Here is an 18,005-nt window from a genome sequence, read left to right on the forward strand (position 1 = left end):
TTTCCTTCGAAAGCCCTTTGAATGAGTTGGTATATAAATATATAAGTTTCACAATTTCTAATGTTTAGTTTAATAATTTGTTATTTGATTTTTACCATAAAAAAACAGGACTTAAAAAATTAAGCCCTGTTTCATTTATATGATATAAATAAATTTCTACTCCGGCTTATAAGAGTCTTTTAATGTAACAGTTCTGTTGAACACAAAATTTGTATCCGTAGAATCCTGATCCTTCGTGAAATAGCCAATTCTCTGGAATTGAAGAGGTTCTCCAACTGCCACGTCTTTTAAGCTAGGCTCACCAAATCCTTGAATAATATTGACAGATTCAGGGTTAATGAAATTTAAGAAATCTACATCTTTCTCAGCATCAGGCTGTTCTACAGTAAATAATTTCTCATAATTTCTTATCTCAACAGGAATCGCATGTTTTGCAGAAACCCAGTGAATGGTACCTTTCACTTTTCTTAAACTCTCCTCAGTTCCACTTCCGGACTTAGATTTCTCGTCATACGATGCGTAAATCGTAGTGATTTCTCCATTTTCATCCTTCTCTACTCTTTCACCTTTGATGATATAAGCAGATTTTAGACGAACTTCACCTCCTAATCTCAGTCTAAAGAACTTGTTTCCAGCTTCTTCCTTGAAATCTTCACGCTCAATATATAATTCTCTTGAGAACGGAATTTCTCTCGTTCCGGCGTCTTCCTGTTCGTTATTATTTTCCGTAGTCAACCATTCTTCATTTCCTTCAGGATAGTTTTCGATGACCAATTTGATAGGATCAACAACCGCCATTACACGTTTTGCAACCTTATTTAAATCTTCACGAACACAGAAGTCTAATAATTGAATTTCAATTAAATTTTCTCTTTTTGCAACTCCAACTTTATCAATAAAATTCCTGATTGCATTCGCCGTGAAGCCTTTCCTCCTCATTCCGGAAATCGTAGGCATTCTTGGATCATCCCATCCATTCACTACATTTTCAGCAATCAGCCTTTGTAGTTTTCTTTTGGAAGTGATCATATAAGAAACGTTCATCCTTGCAAATTCTCTCTGCTTGTTTTTAACCCTTCCTTCTTCATAAACCTGATCTAAATACCAGTTGTAAAGTGGTCTGTGGTTTTCAAACTCTAGAGAACATAGCGAGTGTGAAATTTGTTCGATATAATCAGATTCACCATGTGCCCAGTCGTACATCGGATAAATTTTCCAAGCTGTACCCGTTCTGTGGTGAGGTTTATTCAAAATTCTATACATAACAGGGTCACGCATATTCATATTTGGCGAAACCATGTCAATTTTTGCACGTAAAGACATTGAACCACTTTCAAATTCACCGTTTTTCATCCTTTCGAATAAATCTAATGACTCTTCAACAGGACGATTTCTAAATGGAGATTCAATTCCCGGCTCTGCAGGATTTTTTCTTTGCTCAGTAATCACTTCAGACGGCTGCTCATCAACGTAAGCTTTTCCTTCTTTGATTAACTGAACTGCCCAATCGTAAAGCTGCTGGAAGTAATCGGATGCGTACAAAACTTTATCCCATTTGAAACCTAACCATTCAACGTCTTTCATGATAGAATCTACGAATTCCTGCTCTTCTTTTTCAGGGTTCGTATCGTCGAAACGAAGGTTTACGGGAGCATTGTATTTTTCACCCAAACCGAAGTTGATGCAGATCGCTTTTGTATGACCTACATGCAGATAACCGTTTGGTTCAGGCGGAAAACGGAAACGGATCTGATCATTTTTCAGACCGTTTGCCAAATCATCTTCGATAATTTGCTCAATAAAATTGAGTGATTTTTTTTCTTCTTCCATTAAAATTCGCTTTAAATGCCGATTGAAACGACAATTTGCAAATTTAAGAAATTTTAAGGGTTTATGAAAATTATAATTTAGAACTATAATTATTAATGATTCAATATTTTTGTTTAACTTAGAAATGACTAAAAAAACCGCTTCTCAAATCTCTCAAACATGGCTGTTTACATCTTAAGCAATCGGAAAATCATTCGTCACAAAGGTGAAAAAGCAGATTCTTTTTCCAATGACGAATACTCGATCCCTAATTTCAGGATCGCAAAATGTGATTTTGACAACTATAAAGAACCCACTGCGGCGGCTAAAAAAAAGAAAGATTATACCAATCGGAATATTCTTGATTATAAATTCTTCTCCGAGCCCGAAAAACAAGGTTATCAAGATGTTTTGGACGTTTTGCTAAGTGAAAAAGGAATTAAAAAATCAACATTAATAGCCAATAATCTTGGCGGAACACAGAGAATGTTCTACGAATTGTATAAAAATATGTCTTCTACAAAAGATAGAAGTGATGTTTTGATATTTATTCACGGTTATGCCTATAATTTCGATGATGAATTAAAAGCTATTCTTGATCTTAAAAAACTATTTGTAGATAATCCGGCTTCTCCTGTTGAACATATTTTATTTATAAGCTGGCCTGCTTCAAACAGCATAGTTCCATTGACTTACTTTGATGATAAAGCTTCAAGTATCAATTCCGGAGCATCTTTGATGAGACTTTTTTATTTTTACACCCAGTTTTTAAAGGATATTTTTTCAAATCGTGACTTGATTCCCTGCAATCAGAGAATTCATATTATGGCGCATTCGATGGGAAATCGTGTTCTCCAAAGTATGTTGTATAGCTTAAAAAGAGAAAATATTCTGAGAGTAATCGATCAGGTTTTATTATTAAATTCTGATGTGACTTATAAAGTTTTTGAAGATTCGGAAGACTCATTTAATAAACTTCCTTTGTTGGCAAATCGAGTTTCTATTTACTTAAACAGAAAAGATCTTATTCTTGGAATTTCACAGTTTACGAAAAATATTCTGACGCCAAGACTAGGAAAAAACGGACCGAGCGATATTGAAAAATTCAAAGACATTGTTTCGGTTATCGACTGTACATTTGTGGAAGATGATGTCTTGAATTCGTTCAAGTTTGAAGTGGGAAATCATTGGGGATACCTTTCCAGTTCGATGGTTCAGAATGATATTTTCCAGAATTTATATGGTATTGACAGAAATTTAATAACAAACAGAACAAAAAACAGTGACAATATTTTTACAATTAGTTCATAATTAAGAAAACAGACTTCATGAAAAAAGTCATACTTTAACGGCTGAAATTATTTTTGGTTGTGGCATAAAGATTGTAAATTAGTTTGCACAGAAATATTAACATTTTAATATCATGAAAAAGGTTAAAAGCAAGTTTTCTTCATTGTTAGAATACATTAAGAAAGCTATTTTCGTAAAAGATGTGATTTAATAACCGAGTATAAACCGTAAAAACACACAATTATCCGACTAAAAAACTACTATTATTAACAAAATCAACGATTTAAATCTACAATACATTTCAAAGTTTTTTTTGGCTTTGATGTATTGTTTTTTTCATTTTTAAAAAGTAATTCACTTTAATGTGTGTTAATGTAAGTTAAAAACATTGTACAGTAGAAAAAAGAATTTCATATTTACATTACTAATCAAATTAAAATGTTCATTATGAAAAATCTACAAAAAATCAAAAGAGAGACATTAAAAACAATCAACGGAGGAAGACCTCCTCTTGGATGCAATAACTGGAATCCGGCAGCTATGTGCTGTAGATCATGGGCTCCGGACTACTGTGGTCAAGCTACCTGTCCAGATTCACCTGCTCCAGCGTGCTAATCAATTTATTTCAGTTATGTTTTGAACCATAACAACTCATTTCTGAGTTCCAAATCGGATTCAAAATTATTGACAAATAAAGCTCCGGTGCCCAAACCTTGCGGCATCGGATTTTTTTTGGTAAAAGTATATTGAGCAATTGCATTCAGACCAATATTGCTTTCCAATGCAGAAGTAATCCACCAACCGATATTGTATTTTTCAGCAAGAGAAATCCATTCATCAGATCCTGAAAACCCACCAACTAAAGCTGGTTTTAGGATAATATATTGCGGTTTTATTGTTTTTAAAAGCTTTTCTTTTTCATTAAAGTCAATAATTCCGATTAATTCTTCATCCAAAGCAATCGGAGTTGGAGTTTCGGAGCATAATTCTGCCATATCATTCCAATTTTCTGCTTTTATAGGCTGTTCGATAGAATGAATATGCAAATCCGCTAATTGTTGTAAAACGACTTTTGCTTCTTCTTTATTAAAACCTCCGTTTGCATCAACACGAAGTTCCAAAGTTTCATTTGAAAATTTTTGTCTTAATTTTTGAAGAACTTTATGCTCAGATTCCCAGTTGACACCAATTTTCAACTTAATACAATGAAAGCCATTTTCCAGTTTATCCTGAATCTGTTCTTCCATATAATCGATGTTGCCCATCCAGATCAAACCATTGATAATGATTGGACTTTTCCCTTCAGTAAACTCACTTGGGAAATAAAGATTTTTACCATGTTTCAAATTCAAAATGGCTTGTTCGTGTCCAAATAAAATAGATGGAAAATCTTTTAAATTTTCCTTTAAAAACTCAGAATCCTGTTGAATATTTTCACAAAGCCATTGAAGTTTTTCTTCATAATTCGGTCTGTCATCAAAACTTAGTCCCCGAAAAATAGCGCACTCTCCTATTCCTTTTCTTCCGCTATCTGAAATTTCAAGAAAAAAAGTTTCCTTTTCATGCAAAACGCCGCGAGATGTTCCACTCGGGCGCTTGAATTCTAATAAATATTTTGAATATTCTGCTTTCATTTATTTTACGCTGTCAATTCGCATAAATTCTTCTGCTTTTTCAACCATATTGACGCTTCCACAGAAAAATGGAATTCTTTGATGAAGTTCTGTAGGCTCAATTTCCAAGATTCTTCTGAAACCGTCTGTTGCCTTTCCACCTGCTTGTTCAGCCAGGAAAGCCATCGGATTACATTCATATAATAATCTTAGTTTTCCGTTTGGAGCCTGTGAATAAGATGGATAAATATAAATTCCACCTTTCAGCATATTTCTATGGAAATCAGCAACTAACGAACCAATATATCTTGAAGTATATGGTCTGTCGCCTTCTTCCATCTGACAATATTTAAGATAATTTTTAACTCCTTGAGGGAATTTAATATAATTTCCTTCATTGATAGAATAAATTTTTCCTGTTTCCGGAAATTTCATATTCGGATGAGAAAGATAATAAGTTCCTAATGATGGATCCAACGTAAAACCGTTCACACCGTTTCCTGTCGTATAAACAATCATCGTTGAAGAACCGTAAATAACATATCCTGCAGCAATCTGATTGATCCCTTTTTGTAAAAAATCTTCCAGCTGAACCGGAGTTCCAGGTTCAGTAACTCTTCTGTAAATTGAGAAAATAGTTCCTACAGAAACATTCACATCAATATTTGAAGAACCATCAAGAGGATCGATCAAAACAACATATTTACTTAAATGACCGTTTTCACCACATTTAATGTCAATAAAATCATCATTTTCCTCAGAAGCAATTCCGCAAACAACCTCTCTCTGAGACAAAGCCGTAATAAAAATTTCATTAGCAATTACATCAAGCTTTTGCTGTTCTTCACCCTGAATATTCTGGTTTCCGGCAGCACCTGTAATGTCTACAATTCCTGCTTTGTTTACTTCCCTGTTTACTACTTTCGAAGCTAATCTTATTGCACTTAGAAGGCGAGAAAATTCACCTGTAGAATATTGGAAATCATCCTGTTTATCAATAAGAAATTCTCCTAAAGTCTGTAATGGCTGATCTGACATATTTTTCTTTTTACGTTTTCCCCAAATTTCGTAAAATTTATCACATAAGGAAAGGTTTTCTTTTAAAACACCTTATCACTTACTAATCAACACTATATAAGACAATATACTTACTACACTCAAAATTTATTTATGAAAACACCTCCCGTTTTGTTGAAGCAATCTGAATAATTTAAACTATTTACTGATTTTAATAAAATCTTAAGCCCATCACATTGAAAGGCTATTTCATATCTCATTGTAAATTTATAATTTTGACACCCGTAAAATATTCCCACAAATTTTATCTAACAATTTTATTATTAACAATTTAATGAAAATTTTCAAGTTTGGTGGAGCATCAGTAAAGGATGCTGACAGTGTAAAGAATGTGTCCATGGTGCTACAAAGCCAAGGATTTGCTAAATGTTTGCTGGTAATTTCAGCAATGGGCAAAACGACTAATGAGTTGGAAAAAGTTGTAGAACTTTATTTCAAGAAGGATAACTATCAAACTGAGATTGAAAAGATAAAACGAAAACACATGGAAATCGCGGAAGGTTTATTCCCCGAAAATCATGCTGTTTTTGCCGAAATCGATTTATTTTTTGATGATATCGATTCTTTTTTAAGAAGAAACAAATCTCCGAATTACAGCTTTGTTTACGATCAGGTTGTAAGTTGTGGAGAAATGATTTCTACTAAAATTGTGAGCGAATATTTAAATGAAATCCAATTCACGAATCAATGGCTGGATGCAAGAGATTATGTAAAAACAGACAATTCTTACAGAGAAGGTATTGTAGATTGGGGGAAAACTGAAGAATTTATTTCAAACTTAAATAAAGAAATCTGCTACGTTACTCAAGGTTTCATTGGTTCGGATGAAAATAATTTCACGGTGACTTTAGGAAGAGAAGGTTCGGATTATTCAGCTGCGATTTTCGCTTATTGTTTAAATGCAGATGCGATGACAATCTGGAAAGACGTTCCGGGAGTAATGACAGGAGATCCTAGAAAATTCAAGGATGTAAGTCTTCTTTCGAATATTTCTTATGAAGAAGCTATTGAAATGGCGTATTACGGCGCGAGTGTGATTCACCCGAAAACATTACAGCCGCTTCAGCAAAAAAATATTCCTTTTTATGTAAAATCTTTTGTGGATCCTACCAAAGAAGGAACAAAAGTAGGTGCTTCAGAAAAAAATCAAAGTGAAGAATCTTATATTTTAAAAGAAAACCAAACATTGCTGAAAATCTCGACAAGAGACTTCTCTTTCATTGCAGAAGATCACATGAGTTTAGTTTTCGGACATTTATCTAAGTACAAAATTAAAGTTTCTTTGATGCAGAATTCAGCAATTTCACTAGCTTTATGTTTAGAAGATAAATATAATACGGTAGATGAACTTAATGAAGATTTGCAGAAAGTATTTAAAACAGAAATTGTAAAAAATGTATCTTTATTTACCGTAAGAAATGCGAAGATGGAGAACATTGACAAATTTTACCAAGAAAAAAGTGTATTATTGGAGCAGATTTCGAAGAATACTCTTCAAATGGTAACACAATAAAAACTAATTGCGACTAAACACAATATGAGTTTAATTTCGAAAAACGATCTAATTCAAGCTTCCGGCTTAAGTAAAATAGGATTTCTTAAAAATCCTGTAGCATCTGCTGTTATGAGCATTGCTAAAATAAATGAAGTAAACAGACTGTATGATAAGCTAAAAGATAAGGAAGGTAAAGACTTTTTCGACTCATTTGTGAGAGAGCGAAACTTAAGCTATGTAGCTTTTGAAGAAGATCTGGCAAAAATTCCGAAAACGGGACCGTTTATTTTGGTTTCGAATCATCCGCTTGGAGCGATTGACGGGATTTTGATGTGCAAGATCTTATCGGAAGTGCGTCCGGATTTCAAGGTGATGGGTAATTTTCTTTTGGAAAAAATCAAACCCATGGAACCGTATGTAATTTCCGTAAACCCTTTTGAAAACAGAAAAGGAGCTTACAGCAGTTCTTCCGGAATGCGCGAAACATTGAAGCATTTGCAAAACGGAGGCTGTGTAGGTATTTTTCCGGCAGGAGAAGTTTCGAACAAGAATAATCCTTACGGAGAAATTTTAGATAAAGAATGGGAAAAACCGGCTCTTAAGCTTATCAAAATGGCAAAAGTGCCGGTCGTTCCTATGTATTTTCATGCGAAAAACAGCAGATTATTTTATCAGGTTTCAAAAATCCATCCGAATCTACAGACTCTGATGCTTCCTGCAGAAATGATGAATGACAGGGAAAAGCCAATCCGTGTAAGAATCGGAAGACCAATTGCCGTAAAAGCAATGGATGACATGGAAACCATCGAAGAACTGGGCGAATTCCTAAAACGTAAGGTTTATATGATGAAATCTTACTATGAAAAAAGAAAATCTCTGGCGCAAAGTATCAATCTGCAGAATTTATCTGTAAAATTTCCTTTATTAAAAGAAGAAAATATTGTTCAGAATATCATCGACGAAACTCCGAAAGAAGATATTTTAAAAGATATCAATAAACTGAAAGGTACAGACAAAATGTTTTTCAGTAACGGAAATTACGAAGTTTACTTTACAAATTACGAAGAAATCCCTTCTATCATGAGGGAAATCGGACGTCAGAGAGAACTTACTTTCCGTGCGGTGGGTGAAGGAAGCAACCTTCCTTTCGATCTTGATGAATACGATAAACATTATCATCATCTTTTCCTTTGGGACAGCGCTGCGGAAAAACTGGTGGGAGCTTATAGAATGGCTTTAGGCAAAGAAGTCATGAAAAAGTCTGGAATTAAAGGCTTCTATACGAGTTCTTTGTTTGAATTCGAGCAAGACATTCATCCTTTCTTTAAAAAAGTGATCGAAATGGGGCGAGCTTATATTTGTCAGGAATATCAGCAAAAACCATTGCCGCTTTTCCTTTTATGGAGAGGGATTGTGCATGTTTGCTTAAGAAATCCGGATCACAAATTTTTGATGGGAGGTGTAAGTATTTCCAATAAATTTTCTGAATTTTCAAAATCTTTAATGATTGAGTTTATGCGTTCGAATTATTATGATTCTGCAGTTGCTCAATACATTACTCCAAGAAATGAATACAAAGTAAAGCTTCGCGACCGCGATAAAAACCTTTTCTTTGATGAAATGGAATCTGATTTAAATAAATTGGACAAAATCATTGATGATCTGGAACCGGAACTGAGATTACCTGTTTTAATTAAAAAATATATCAAGCAAAACGCCAAAGTAATTGCCTTCAATGTAGATCCAAACTTCAATGATGCGATTGACGGATTGATGTACATAAGAATTAGTGATCTTCCTGAAAACACGATAAAGCCTGTATTAGAGGAAATGAGCGAGCAAATAAGAAAGGAGCAGGAAAATAATCAGACTGAAAATCAATAGGTTTTAAGTTTTGTTAAAAAAAGTACTGTTAATACTTGCTTCATATACGAAAACTTACTACTTTTGCATCACTTTAAAACAACGAAGTAAAAAGAATGGTTTCTTAGCTCAGTTGGTAGAGCAATGGATTGAAAATCCATGTGTCCCTGGTTCGATTCCTGGAGAAACCACTTAAAAAACCACCTGTAAAAAGGTGGTTTTCTTTTCAAAAATGTTTTAAAATAAAATTTGCGAGAGTTAATAATTATTATTATTTTTGCACCACTTCAAAAACGAAGTACAAACCAAATGGTTTCTTAGCTCAGTTGGTAGAGCAATGGATTGAAAATCCATGTGTCCCTGGTTCGATTCCTGGAGAAACCACATCATTAACGAGTAAAAATCGTCGAAGCCCCTTAAATAGGGGCTTTTTTGTTACCTATAACTGAAAGTTTGTAGTATTCTGAGGTATTCTTTCCCAAAATTTATTCCCCCTATAACTACCCCTGTTGAAATCAAGGGGGAAATTTTGTACTTAATTTCTTATTTTGAGTCAAATTTGAAACGAAAATTAAGCTTGTAAAATTTAAAAGCTAAAAATAAAATGGACTACTCTATTCCAGAATTATTAAATTTTCGATTTTCGAGCTTCTTTTTTTGATTTATATAAGATATAAAAAATTTCCCCCTGTAAACCTCAAGGGGGAATTTTCGTAAATCTCCGATTTCAAACATAATATGAAAAGATTAGTTCTGATTTCAAGGTATAAATCGATACTAATGCAGCGTATCTAAATTTGATATTATTAGCTAATAAAACTTGAATTTCCATTTTTGAGGTATATATCGACATGGAAATTTGAGAATTATCGTCAAAATATAATTTTTTTATTTTATTAAAAATAATTAAATATCTGATTTTCAATGATTTAATTTTTATTATTGATGACAATTTTATAACTTCGCTCCTTTTTTAATTTTTAGAAGAGTTAATGTAAATGGAAGCAAGAATAGTTCTTGCGTAATTATTAAAAATTAAAAAAGAAAGGTTATGAAAAAACCATATTCAGTATCGATTATCCTAAGAACGGATAAAAAAGGAATTGACGGAAAATGTCCGCTTAATGTTCAGATAAGATTAAATTCTAAAGTATTAAAGCTTCCTGCAAAACAAAAGGTGTTTCCCGAAGAGTGGGATAAAAAAAGTAAGACTTGTATTGGTAAAGGCTTCGGGGAGATTAATATATTTTTAAAAGAAATTGAACTTAAACTAGAAAAATTCTGTATGAATAAGATTAATAACAATCAGCTTTTAACGATTGATATTATTAAAGATTACTACAATGGGATTAATCTTAACTGTTTTTATACTGTATTCGATAAAATGTTTGAAATCAAATCTCAAAAACTTAAAGAACCGACTATTTATAAGTATAATCTACTGAGAAAATACTTAAAAGAGTTCAAAAAACAAATAGATGTGGTTGAAGTCGATTTAATGTTTATTGAGAGGTTTGAAGCGTTCCTAAGAAAGAAGGACGTAGGTAAGCATGGAATCTCTAATCATCATAAGAATCTGGATGCTATTATAAATCTAGCGATTAAGCATAAGCTAATGATAGAAAACCCTTATATCAACAAAGAGTATAAGGAAAACTCTGAATGTTTAGAATTTCTTACCCCAGACGAGCTTGAAAGTTTTTCTAAAATAAAATTAAATCATGATTCTGGTCTAAAATTAACGAAAGACCGATTTTTATTTTCCTGTCTGACGGGATTAAGACATTCAGATATTAATACCCTTACGATAGGGGATATTGATTTGAAAAATAGGATGATTACCAAAGAACAGATTAAAACGGGTAGAATAGTTAAAGTCCCCTTAAATACAAGAGCTGTTCTAATGGTTAAGAAATACGGTAAAGGAAAAGATAAGGACGAGCTTTTATTTCCTAGCGTGGCGAATCAAAATGATAATATGAGATTAAAAACTCTTGCGAAAACGATAGAGTTAAATAAAAACCTAACTTTCCATGTATCTAGGCATACTTTCGGAACGATGATGGTTAATTATTATCAAACCCCTATAACGATTGTTAAAGAAATGATGGGACATACCGATATTAGTATTACGGCGAAGTATGCCAATGTAAATACCGATATAATGAAAGAAGCCATGAGAAATAAGTTTAAATTTAAAGTTTCTTAGATTCTAAATAAGGGTAACTACAACACTATAAAATTAGTAGTTACCCTAAAATTTTATCTATATTTGTAGCAGATAAAATATAATTTAAAGATAAAAGCGTAAGCTGTTTATTCTCGTAGTCGAAAACTGCCAATTTTCTTATACACCGAGACTGAATAGTGAAACGCCCCGTTATGCGTGGGCTTTTCCTATTAGGTGTATGGGTATGGCAGTACCTCGATTACTGATACGGTTAAGTTCCACGCTTTTTCTATGTATATATTTAAAGCTGTTTTGGAACTGACGGCATTAATTATTAATCGTGGGAAATCTTGATAATCGCTATTCTAACCGCAATTCTGGCGGTAACTACACCTCATTAATTGTAATCGTTTTATTGGTTTTGTTCTTTGGCACAGCAATATTTACTAAGCCTGATAAATTAAGTGTTGAAAACAAAATCGTAGATAAGCTAATGTTAACCCAACCCAACCTTGTTAAAATTTTTAAAAATTTACTTTTCGGAGAAGAAATGAACGAGCAATATGCCCAGAATTTTATAAAAAATACTCTCAGGAAAAATGGATATAAAAATATTGGGATATACGATGAAGATTATGTAATTCTAAGAAAAATTGAGTTCCGTAACGAAGATTCAGGCGAAAGCTTAATTACGGGTTACGGTATGTTTGATTATACAAAAGTTGTTATTGACTATACCAAAGGTAATATGAACGAAAACGATACTTCTGACGATAGAAATAGTTTAGACTATGGAAAACCTAATTACAAAAGAAAAATAAATGAATCCCATAATTATTACGAAAGTGCTGCTTATAAGTCCGAGCTTTCTAAGCAATCTGCTAATAAGAGTAACTCAAAAACAGAAGAAAAAGAAGCTGAATCGGCTATCGGTCGTTTGATTAAAAAACAAAATAAATCCGCTGATTCCGACGACTATAAAAAGAAAAACGAACCTAAAGAAGATTCTATAAAAATATAACCATGAAAAAACTATTATTAGTCGCTACCCTATCCATGTTTTCTATCGCCTTTTCTCAGACTCAATCTTCGGATTATGATAATAAGGTCAAAAATTTGAAAACTTTTGTAAAGAATGTTTATAACAACGATTCTACGAAAATTAAAACCTATATCAAAGATGAAAGTAACGGGAAAATATTTTCCTGTAAAAACAAAGGATATTGAGTCCGAGTTCGGTTTTGAATTTTCAACGGTCTATGAGTTTGTAAAGAAAAACGATAAAATTGCTTATATCAGAAAAACTCCGATTAGCCCTAGCGGTGATTCTAGTATAGAGTACGAATATTATTTTGATGAAAATAAAAGATTAATCGGTGCTGAAAAAAATGTAAGCTCATTTTACGGAGAAAATAGCGATGTACTACGTTATAATGTAGAATATCTATTAGATAACAAAACAGATAAGCTTGAACGAATAAACGAATATTACGCTGATATAGACGGAAAAAAATTTGACCCGAAATCTCCCAAGCTTAAAAAAGCTCTAAAGGAAGGAATGATTGATGGATTTATAGAATATTTAGATAAAATTACTTTCAGGGATTTGGAAAGTTTCATGAAAACGGAGAAGATTAAATATTACAAGTAAAATATTTTGTTAAAATAAAAAACTAATTCTATTAAAAATTAATATTCAATCAACATTGGGTTAAATTATCTTTAGTATTTTTTATATTAAAGGAAAATCTGCCCTAGTTTTTAGCTTGTACTAAGGATTCATGAAAAATAAAATAATACAAGTAAAATGTAAGTAAAAGCAAGATAAACTTTACTGAAATAATAAGGTAAAAGTTATAAGACCAAATGCAAGGAAAGCAAGTAATTATTTCCTACTCAGGTTATATGATATTAAAAACTGAAAAAATAGGAATATTTAGAGGGGATTTTACTTTTTTGCCTTGAAGAAGCTTCGGGAATGCAAGTAGAAGAGTTGAAAAGTGCCGAAAATCACTTTAAAAGTAATTTGAGTATAAAATTACGTCTCTCGATATGATAAGGCAAAAAAATATATGTTACGACGACTTTTGACGCTTCTGCGAAATAGATTTGTAAAATGAAATAAAATACAGGGAAAATACCTATGTCTCGAAATAGGATTTTACCGATATTGTCGCCAAATTAATTCGAGAAAGAATTATTGAAATTTCTTCCCTCAGGAATTTTGGTAATTTAATGATACTATAAACAAAATGATGATTTAAAATAATGAAAATTAATTTTACTGTTTTGATTTTTATTCTCTTCGGGATAAAAGGATTTTCGCAGATACCCGATATTCTCGGTATCCCGAATCCTACGCCCTCTGTAAATAAAAATCCTGCTCCCAAATCTTCAAGTTCTGTAATTGTTAATTCCGCTGTTCTTCCAACGGAAAAGCCTTCTTTTGATGTAAAGTCTTCCCGTCGTGAAAATATTCATTCTCGAACTGAAAAAATAATTGCGGAGGATATGAGGCAAATGACGAAAGATGAGGAAGTAAGAATACAAAAGGAGAACTACGAAAAGGCGGAGGAAAAAGAAAACGCTATCTATAATTTTCCCTCTCTTTCAGATAAAATTGGTGTAAAATCCTATTATGATGCCTTCGATAAGCTTTCGTCTTTAGATACTGATAATTATTCCGTCGGAGAAGCGAACTTTATTGTAGAAAACGCCTACTTCGATAATAAAAAAAGTTTTACGAAGTTCCGTTCCCAGACCAAAGAAACTGTAAAGCTCCTAAAACGTAAAATGAGAGAACTAAAATTAGATACTCTCAGTAATAGCTCTAAAAATCTGATGCTTTTTAAGTTTCTTTCCGAAGACATGAATATTAAGGGAAAATCCCATAAAGCCCTGAAATATGATTTCGAGGATTACATGGGAAAGAAAGATTGGACGAAAATATTTGTTGATAAGCTCATAGAAAAAGGAAGCGGTCAATGTCATTCGATGCCCTTATATTATTTAATTCTTGCCGAAGAATTGGGAGCCGAAGCCTATATATCTTATGCTCCAAATCATAGCTATGTTCGTTTTATGAATGAAGAAGAACAATGGATTGATGTAGAACTGACGAACGGAATGTTTACGGGAAATTCTTTGATTTTGGAATCGGGTTATATAAAATCCGAAGCCCTGCAAAACAAAATCTATATGAATAACCTTAGTAAAAGAGAGCTTTTATCCCAGTTTTATACTGATTTAGCGAATGGGTATATTCATAAATATGGCTATGATAACTTTGTATTTAAAACTATAAATAAAGCGCTGGAACTCTCTCCGAATAACATATTTGCGAATATGATAAGAGCTAATTATGATATTTCCCGATTTGAATTCGCCATGAAAAATTTAGGAATTAATCCTAAAAATAAAGAAGACCTCCAAAATATCCGAAATTATCCTAAAGCTGTTTTTCTTCTGAATAAAGCGAACGAAAGACAGGACAAAATAGAAAATCTGGGATATGAGTTTATGCCCGAAGAAGCTTACGAGAGTTGGTTAAATAACATGAAAAAAGAGGATAATAAGCAAAAAAGCGAAGAAATGGCTGAAAGGATGAAAATAATTGATGCTCAAAAACAAAAAGAAAGAGCCGAAGCCTTGAAGAAATCCTCACCAGCGAAAAAAGAAGAAAAACCTAAAAACAATGAAATCCCGAAAGCGTGGCTTTAATAATGATGAAAAATAAAAATTATTTAATAAAATTAAGTTTCCTGATAAGCTTTCTCCTTTGTAACCTTATTTCTGCTCAGGAAGTAAAAAATGTTTTCTTGGAAAACACCGATAAAGAAAACCGATTTTATGATGAAGCGTATCAGAATATTGATAATATGCTGAATGATAAGCAGGAATATAGCTTTAAAAGTGCTGTATTTGGTGTAGAAAATGCCTATTATCAGGGAAAGCTAGATATACCTCAGTTAGAAAGAGAAATAAGCTTTTTGAAAGCCTTTTCTGGTTCGATACTGAAAAGCCGAGAATTGAATTATTCTGAAAGCGATAAAGATAATGTAAGTAAATACGCTGCCGTTTTTTCTATTATGTGTCAGTCGCTTCCTGTAATGGTAAAAGATACCGTTATCCAATACAAACCTTTTAATTATGACTTTGAGGATGTATTCGGGCATAAAGAAATCTCTAACCTTTTTGTATCGAAGTTATTATTGACGAAAAAAGGGAATTGTAATTCTATGCCATATTTGTATAAAATACTAGCTGAAGAATTGGGGGTAGATGCGAATTTGGCGTTAGCTCCAAACCATGTTTATATAAAGCACCGCATAAAAACGGTAGGTTGGTATAATACCGAACTTACAAGCGGAATTTTCCCCGAAGACGGTTGGCTGATGGCTTCGGGCTATATCCATTTGGATGCTATTAAGAACGGAGTTTTCATGAAGGCTTTGAATAATAAAGAAAGTTTAGCGCTTTGCCTTTTCGACTTGGCTCAGGCTTACAATAAAAGTTTTCCCGAAAACGACGGAAGTTTTGTTTTGAAATGTACGCAAAGAGCGGTTGAGGTTTATCCTTTTTTCGCAAAAGCCTTGATATTGAGGGCTGAAACGCATAAGAAAATGTTTGAAGAGGTAATGAACGAAGAAAATCTAAGTCCCGATCATCCAGAAAATATAAAACTTGCTTTGAGAAATCCGAAAGCAAAAGAACTGTTTGAAATCATGAAAAAGGAATACGGCTATATCTATGAAATAGGATACAGGCAAATGCCCGAAGAAATGTACTTGGATTGGCTTGTATCATTAAAAACGGAAAGAAATAAATACGAGAATAAAAAATTAAATAACTTTGTAAAATAACCACAAAATGAATATGAAAAGAAGTTTACAGATTACTCTGTTATTGTTAGTTACGCTAGGAATAAACGGAACTTTCGCCCAGAAAAAGAGTTCCTCCCGAACGAAAACCGAAAAACCTTATGTAAACCCCGTAAAGCTTACAAAGGAAGAAAGAGCCAGACCGTACATGGATGAAGTTTTAAAAAGCCATGATGAACTTACTCCCGAAGAAGCCGAAAGAAGAAGAAAAAACATTGAAGCGGGAAATCCTTTTAAGAAATACGGCTATTATCCGAAAGTAGCAACGTTGAGTAAAGGAAAATATTTAGAATTTCATGATATGGATAGTATTGTAAGTATCGGTTCTATCCGTTACAATAAAAAAACGAAAGATATTATTGAGTTCAGAGAAATAGATTTAAGTGACCCCGATGCACAACCGTATTTAGATACCGCAGGACGTTGGTTTTCTCCTGACCCTTTGAGTGAAGAGTTTAGTAATTGGTCGCCTTATAATTTTGTATTTAACAACCCTATAAGTAATATTGACCCTGACGGTAGAGCGCCTTTAACTGATTATAAATTACTCCAAAATGGTGAAGTACAAAGATTAAATCCTTTGGACGGCAGTGAAAAAAGAAAAGATGATAGATTATTTACGACTGATGCTTCTGGAAAAGTAACGTCACAAAGTAGTGTTTTTACCGTAGACAAGAAAAGTGCAGGTGAAGTTTCTATAATAGGGCAACTAAGCCAAACTAATGACGGAAAATTGAGTGATTCTTTTGGGATGGCATTAAACCCATTTTTCTCTGAAGGATTTTCTAAAAACTTAGATACTGCTTTTAATCTTTATAACTTCTTAGATAACAATACAAATAGTGGTATTGAATTTTCTCTTGCTCAGTATAGCGATAAAAGTGGTGATTATTTTCAAATAGCTACTAAACATGCTTTAAATAGCTCGGATATTAAATCGAATAGGTTTTCAAATGATAATTTAGTTTGGTCGGCTCATAATCATGATGGAAAGATTGGACTAGACTATATGAATGTTGGAAATCAATGGGCGCAAGATAAAGTTACTATGAATAGTATCTTTAGAAGTAATGCAAGTAAAGGATTAGGTTTTCCTAGATTTTTTACTGTAAATGATAATAATCGAATGATAGAAATAACAGGAGCTGGGCAAAATACGAGTAAAACATATCCGTTTAATGTTCAGTTTTTAAAATCCCTTCAAAGAGTTTATGGTAAATAAAATAAAAAAAATAGTTTTCTTTCTCTCTCTTTTATTTTTATGTTTTTGTAATAAAAAACATAACGCTCCTCCTGCATTCAGTATTGATAGAAAAAATACTTTAACTGTAGAAAATCAATTGTATAATAAAATTAATTTATTTGTTGATTCATCAAATTGTAGAAAGGATAAAGTTATTGCTGTTAGATATCAGAAGCTTGATAATAAAGAGTTTGTGCAAATATCTGCACAGAATGTTTTTATTACTGATTCTTTATATGCTTTAAAAGAATATAATGGACATCTTTTGGCTGTTTATAATAAAGAGTTTTTTGATTATGTAATTATTTCAAATGAACTTGAACGGAAAAAAATGATTAAGAAAAATGATATTTTTGACTTTAATAAAAATAATCAAACCGAAACTAGTATTCCATGTTTTGATTTGTATGAAATAAATAATAAAAGATTAATTCCAGTACCTAAAAATACTTATTATTATAATAATCTTTTTGCTGATCCTCCAATGCTACCTCCACCTCCGCCTCCTGTAAAATAACGTTATTTAAGAAGGTATATTTAAATCAATAAACAAGAAATTTAGAAA

General features: G+C 32.5%; 15 protein-coding genes and 2 tRNA genes. 14 read left to right on the forward strand and 3 right to left on the reverse strand.

What is annotated here, in order from left to right:
* Nucleotides 1–156: 156 nt before the first annotated feature.
* Nucleotides 157–1,830 carry a glutamine--tRNA ligase/YqeY domain fusion protein gene (locus ABD940_RS03045; protein WP_345200231.1) on the reverse strand — a complete coding sequence of 558 codons (1,674 nt, stop codon included), beginning with the start codon at nucleotides 1,828–1,830 and terminating at the stop codon, nucleotides 157–159.
* Nucleotides 1,831–1,989: 159 nt separating this feature from the next.
* On the opposite strand from ABD940_RS03045, the gene ABD940_RS03050 reads away from it, so the two are divergent.
* Nucleotides 1,990–3,120 (forward strand): alpha/beta hydrolase, encoded by a 1,131-nt coding sequence (locus ABD940_RS03050; protein WP_345200232.1) that lies wholly within the window; start codon nucleotides 1,990–1,992, stop codon nucleotides 3,118–3,120.
* Between the two features lie 426 nt (nucleotides 3,121–3,546).
* Nucleotides 3,547–3,714 (forward strand): bacteriocin-like protein, encoded by a 168-nt coding sequence (locus ABD940_RS22880; RefSeq protein ID WP_425550349.1) that lies wholly within the window; start codon nucleotides 3,547–3,549, stop codon nucleotides 3,712–3,714.
* A gap of 14 nt (nucleotides 3,715–3,728) precedes the next feature.
* On the opposite strand, the gene ABD940_RS03055 is transcribed toward ABD940_RS22880, so the two are convergent.
* Both ABD940_RS03055 and fbp read right to left on the reverse strand, forming a co-directional pair.
* Entirely contained in the window at nucleotides 3,729–4,733 is a 1,005-nt protein-coding gene (locus ABD940_RS03055) for an o-succinylbenzoate synthase (RefSeq protein WP_345200234.1), read from the reverse strand.
* Nucleotides 4,734–5,750, reverse strand: a complete 1,017-nt coding sequence (gene fbp / locus ABD940_RS03060; protein ID WP_345200235.1) for a class 1 fructose-bisphosphatase — start codon at nucleotides 5,748–5,750, stop codon at nucleotides 4,734–4,736.
* A gap of 313 nt (nucleotides 5,751–6,063) precedes the next feature.
* Here fbp and ABD940_RS03065 point away from each other — a divergent pair, with 313 nt between their 5' ends.
* The 12 genes from ABD940_RS03065 (at nucleotide 6,064) to ABD940_RS03120 (ending at nucleotide 17,957) form a co-directional block, all read left to right on the forward strand.
* Nucleotides 6,064–7,302 carry an aspartate kinase gene (locus ABD940_RS03065; RefSeq protein WP_345200237.1) on the forward strand — a complete coding sequence of 413 codons (1,239 nt, stop codon included), beginning with the start codon at nucleotides 6,064–6,066 and terminating at the stop codon, nucleotides 7,300–7,302.
* A 24-nt stretch (nucleotides 7,303–7,326) separates the two neighbouring features.
* The gene (locus ABD940_RS03070; RefSeq protein ID WP_345200239.1) at nucleotides 7,327–9,168 is read left to right on the forward strand and encodes a bifunctional lysophospholipid acyltransferase family protein/GNAT family N-acetyltransferase; all 1,842 of its coding nucleotides are present in this window, start codon (nucleotides 7,327–7,329) and stop codon (nucleotides 9,166–9,168) included.
* Nucleotides 9,169–9,265: 97 nt separating this feature from the next.
* A tRNA-Phe gene (locus ABD940_RS03075) sits at nucleotides 9,266–9,338 on the forward strand.
* A 120-nt stretch (nucleotides 9,339–9,458) separates the two neighbouring features.
* A tRNA-Phe gene (locus ABD940_RS03080) sits at nucleotides 9,459–9,531 on the forward strand.
* Nucleotides 9,532–10,198: 667 nt separating this feature from the next.
* Nucleotides 10,199–11,356 (forward strand): tyrosine-type recombinase/integrase, encoded by a 1,158-nt coding sequence (locus tag ABD940_RS03085; protein ID WP_345200240.1) that lies wholly within the window; start codon nucleotides 10,199–10,201, stop codon nucleotides 11,354–11,356.
* Between the two features lie 301 nt (nucleotides 11,357–11,657).
* Entirely contained in the window at nucleotides 11,658–12,338 is a 681-nt protein-coding gene (locus ABD940_RS03090; RefSeq protein WP_345200241.1) for a hypothetical protein, read from the forward strand.
* A 2-nt stretch (nucleotides 12,339–12,340) separates the two neighbouring features.
* Nucleotides 12,341–12,544 carry a hypothetical protein gene (locus ABD940_RS03095; protein ID WP_345200242.1) on the forward strand — a complete coding sequence of 68 codons (204 nt, stop codon included), beginning with the start codon at nucleotides 12,341–12,343 and terminating at the stop codon, nucleotides 12,542–12,544.
* Nucleotides 12,498–12,968: a hypothetical protein gene (locus tag ABD940_RS03100; RefSeq protein WP_345200243.1), complete on the forward strand. Its 471-nt coding sequence runs from the start codon at nucleotides 12,498–12,500 to the stop codon at nucleotides 12,966–12,968. The genes ABD940_RS03095 and ABD940_RS03100 overlap by 47 nt, the downstream gene beginning before the upstream one ends.
* Before the next feature lie 617 nt (nucleotides 12,969–13,585).
* A complete protein-coding gene (locus ABD940_RS03105) occupies nucleotides 13,586–15,037 on the forward strand; it encodes a hypothetical protein (RefSeq protein ID WP_345200244.1) in 1,452 nt (483 codons plus the stop codon).
* A gap of 2 nt (nucleotides 15,038–15,039) precedes the next feature.
* On the forward strand, nucleotides 15,040–16,179 hold the full coding sequence (locus ABD940_RS03110) for a hypothetical protein (RefSeq protein ID WP_345200245.1): 1,140 nt from the start codon (nucleotides 15,040–15,042) through the stop codon (nucleotides 16,177–16,179).
* Nucleotides 16,180–16,192: 13 nt separating this feature from the next.
* Nucleotides 16,193–17,419, forward strand: a complete 1,227-nt coding sequence (locus ABD940_RS03115; protein ID WP_345200247.1) for an RHS repeat domain-containing protein — start codon at nucleotides 16,193–16,195, stop codon at nucleotides 17,417–17,419.
* Entirely contained in the window at nucleotides 17,409–17,957 is a 549-nt protein-coding gene (locus ABD940_RS03120; protein ID WP_345200248.1) for a hypothetical protein, read from the forward strand. The genes ABD940_RS03115 and ABD940_RS03120 overlap by 11 nt, the downstream gene beginning before the upstream one ends.
* Nucleotides 17,958–18,005: the final 48 nt, after the last annotated feature.

The organism is Chryseobacterium ginsengisoli (genome assembly GCF_039542325.1).
Lineage (GTDB): Bacteria > Bacteroidota > Bacteroidia > Flavobacteriales > Weeksellaceae > Chryseobacterium > Chryseobacterium ginsengisoli.

Bases quoted from the DNA above. Each gene is read 5' to 3' on its own strand.
- ABD940_RS03045 (WP_345200231.1), bottom strand. From the start codon at position 1,830: ATGGAAGAAGAAAAAAAATCACTCAATTTTATTGAGCAAATTATCGAA.
- ABD940_RS03050 (WP_345200232.1), top strand. From the start codon at position 1,990: ATGGCTGTTTACATCTTAAGCAATCGGAAAATCATTCGTCACAAAGGT.
- ABD940_RS22880 (WP_425550349.1), top strand. From the start codon at position 3,547: ATGAAAAATCTACAAAAAATCAAAAGAGAGACATTAAAAACAATCAAC.
- ABD940_RS03055 (WP_345200234.1), bottom strand. From the start codon at position 4,733: ATGAAAGCAGAATATTCAAAATATTTATTAGAATTCAAGCGCCCGAGT.
- fbp (WP_345200235.1), bottom strand. From the start codon at position 5,750: ATGTCAGATCAGCCATTACAGACTTTAGGAGAATTTCTTATTGATAAA.
- ABD940_RS03065 (WP_345200237.1), top strand. From the start codon at position 6,064: ATGAAAATTTTCAAGTTTGGTGGAGCATCAGTAAAGGATGCTGACAGT.
- ABD940_RS03070 (WP_345200239.1), top strand. From the start codon at position 7,327: ATGAGTTTAATTTCGAAAAACGATCTAATTCAAGCTTCCGGCTTAAGT.
- ABD940_RS03085 (WP_345200240.1), top strand. From the start codon at position 10,199: ATGAAAAAACCATATTCAGTATCGATTATCCTAAGAACGGATAAAAAA.
- ABD940_RS03095 (WP_345200242.1), top strand. From the start codon at position 12,341: ATGAAAAAACTATTATTAGTCGCTACCCTATCCATGTTTTCTATCGCC.
- ABD940_RS03100 (WP_345200243.1), top strand. From the start codon at position 12,498: ATGAAAGTAACGGGAAAATATTTTCCTGTAAAAACAAAGGATATTGAG.
- ABD940_RS03105 (WP_345200244.1), top strand. From the start codon at position 13,586: ATGAAAATTAATTTTACTGTTTTGATTTTTATTCTCTTCGGGATAAAA.
- ABD940_RS03110 (WP_345200245.1), top strand. From the start codon at position 15,040: ATGATGAAAAATAAAAATTATTTAATAAAATTAAGTTTCCTGATAAGC.
- ABD940_RS03115 (WP_345200247.1), top strand. From the start codon at position 16,193: ATGAAAAGAAGTTTACAGATTACTCTGTTATTGTTAGTTACGCTAGGA.
- ABD940_RS03120 (WP_345200248.1), top strand. From the start codon at position 17,409: ATGGTAAATAAAATAAAAAAAATAGTTTTCTTTCTCTCTCTTTTATTT.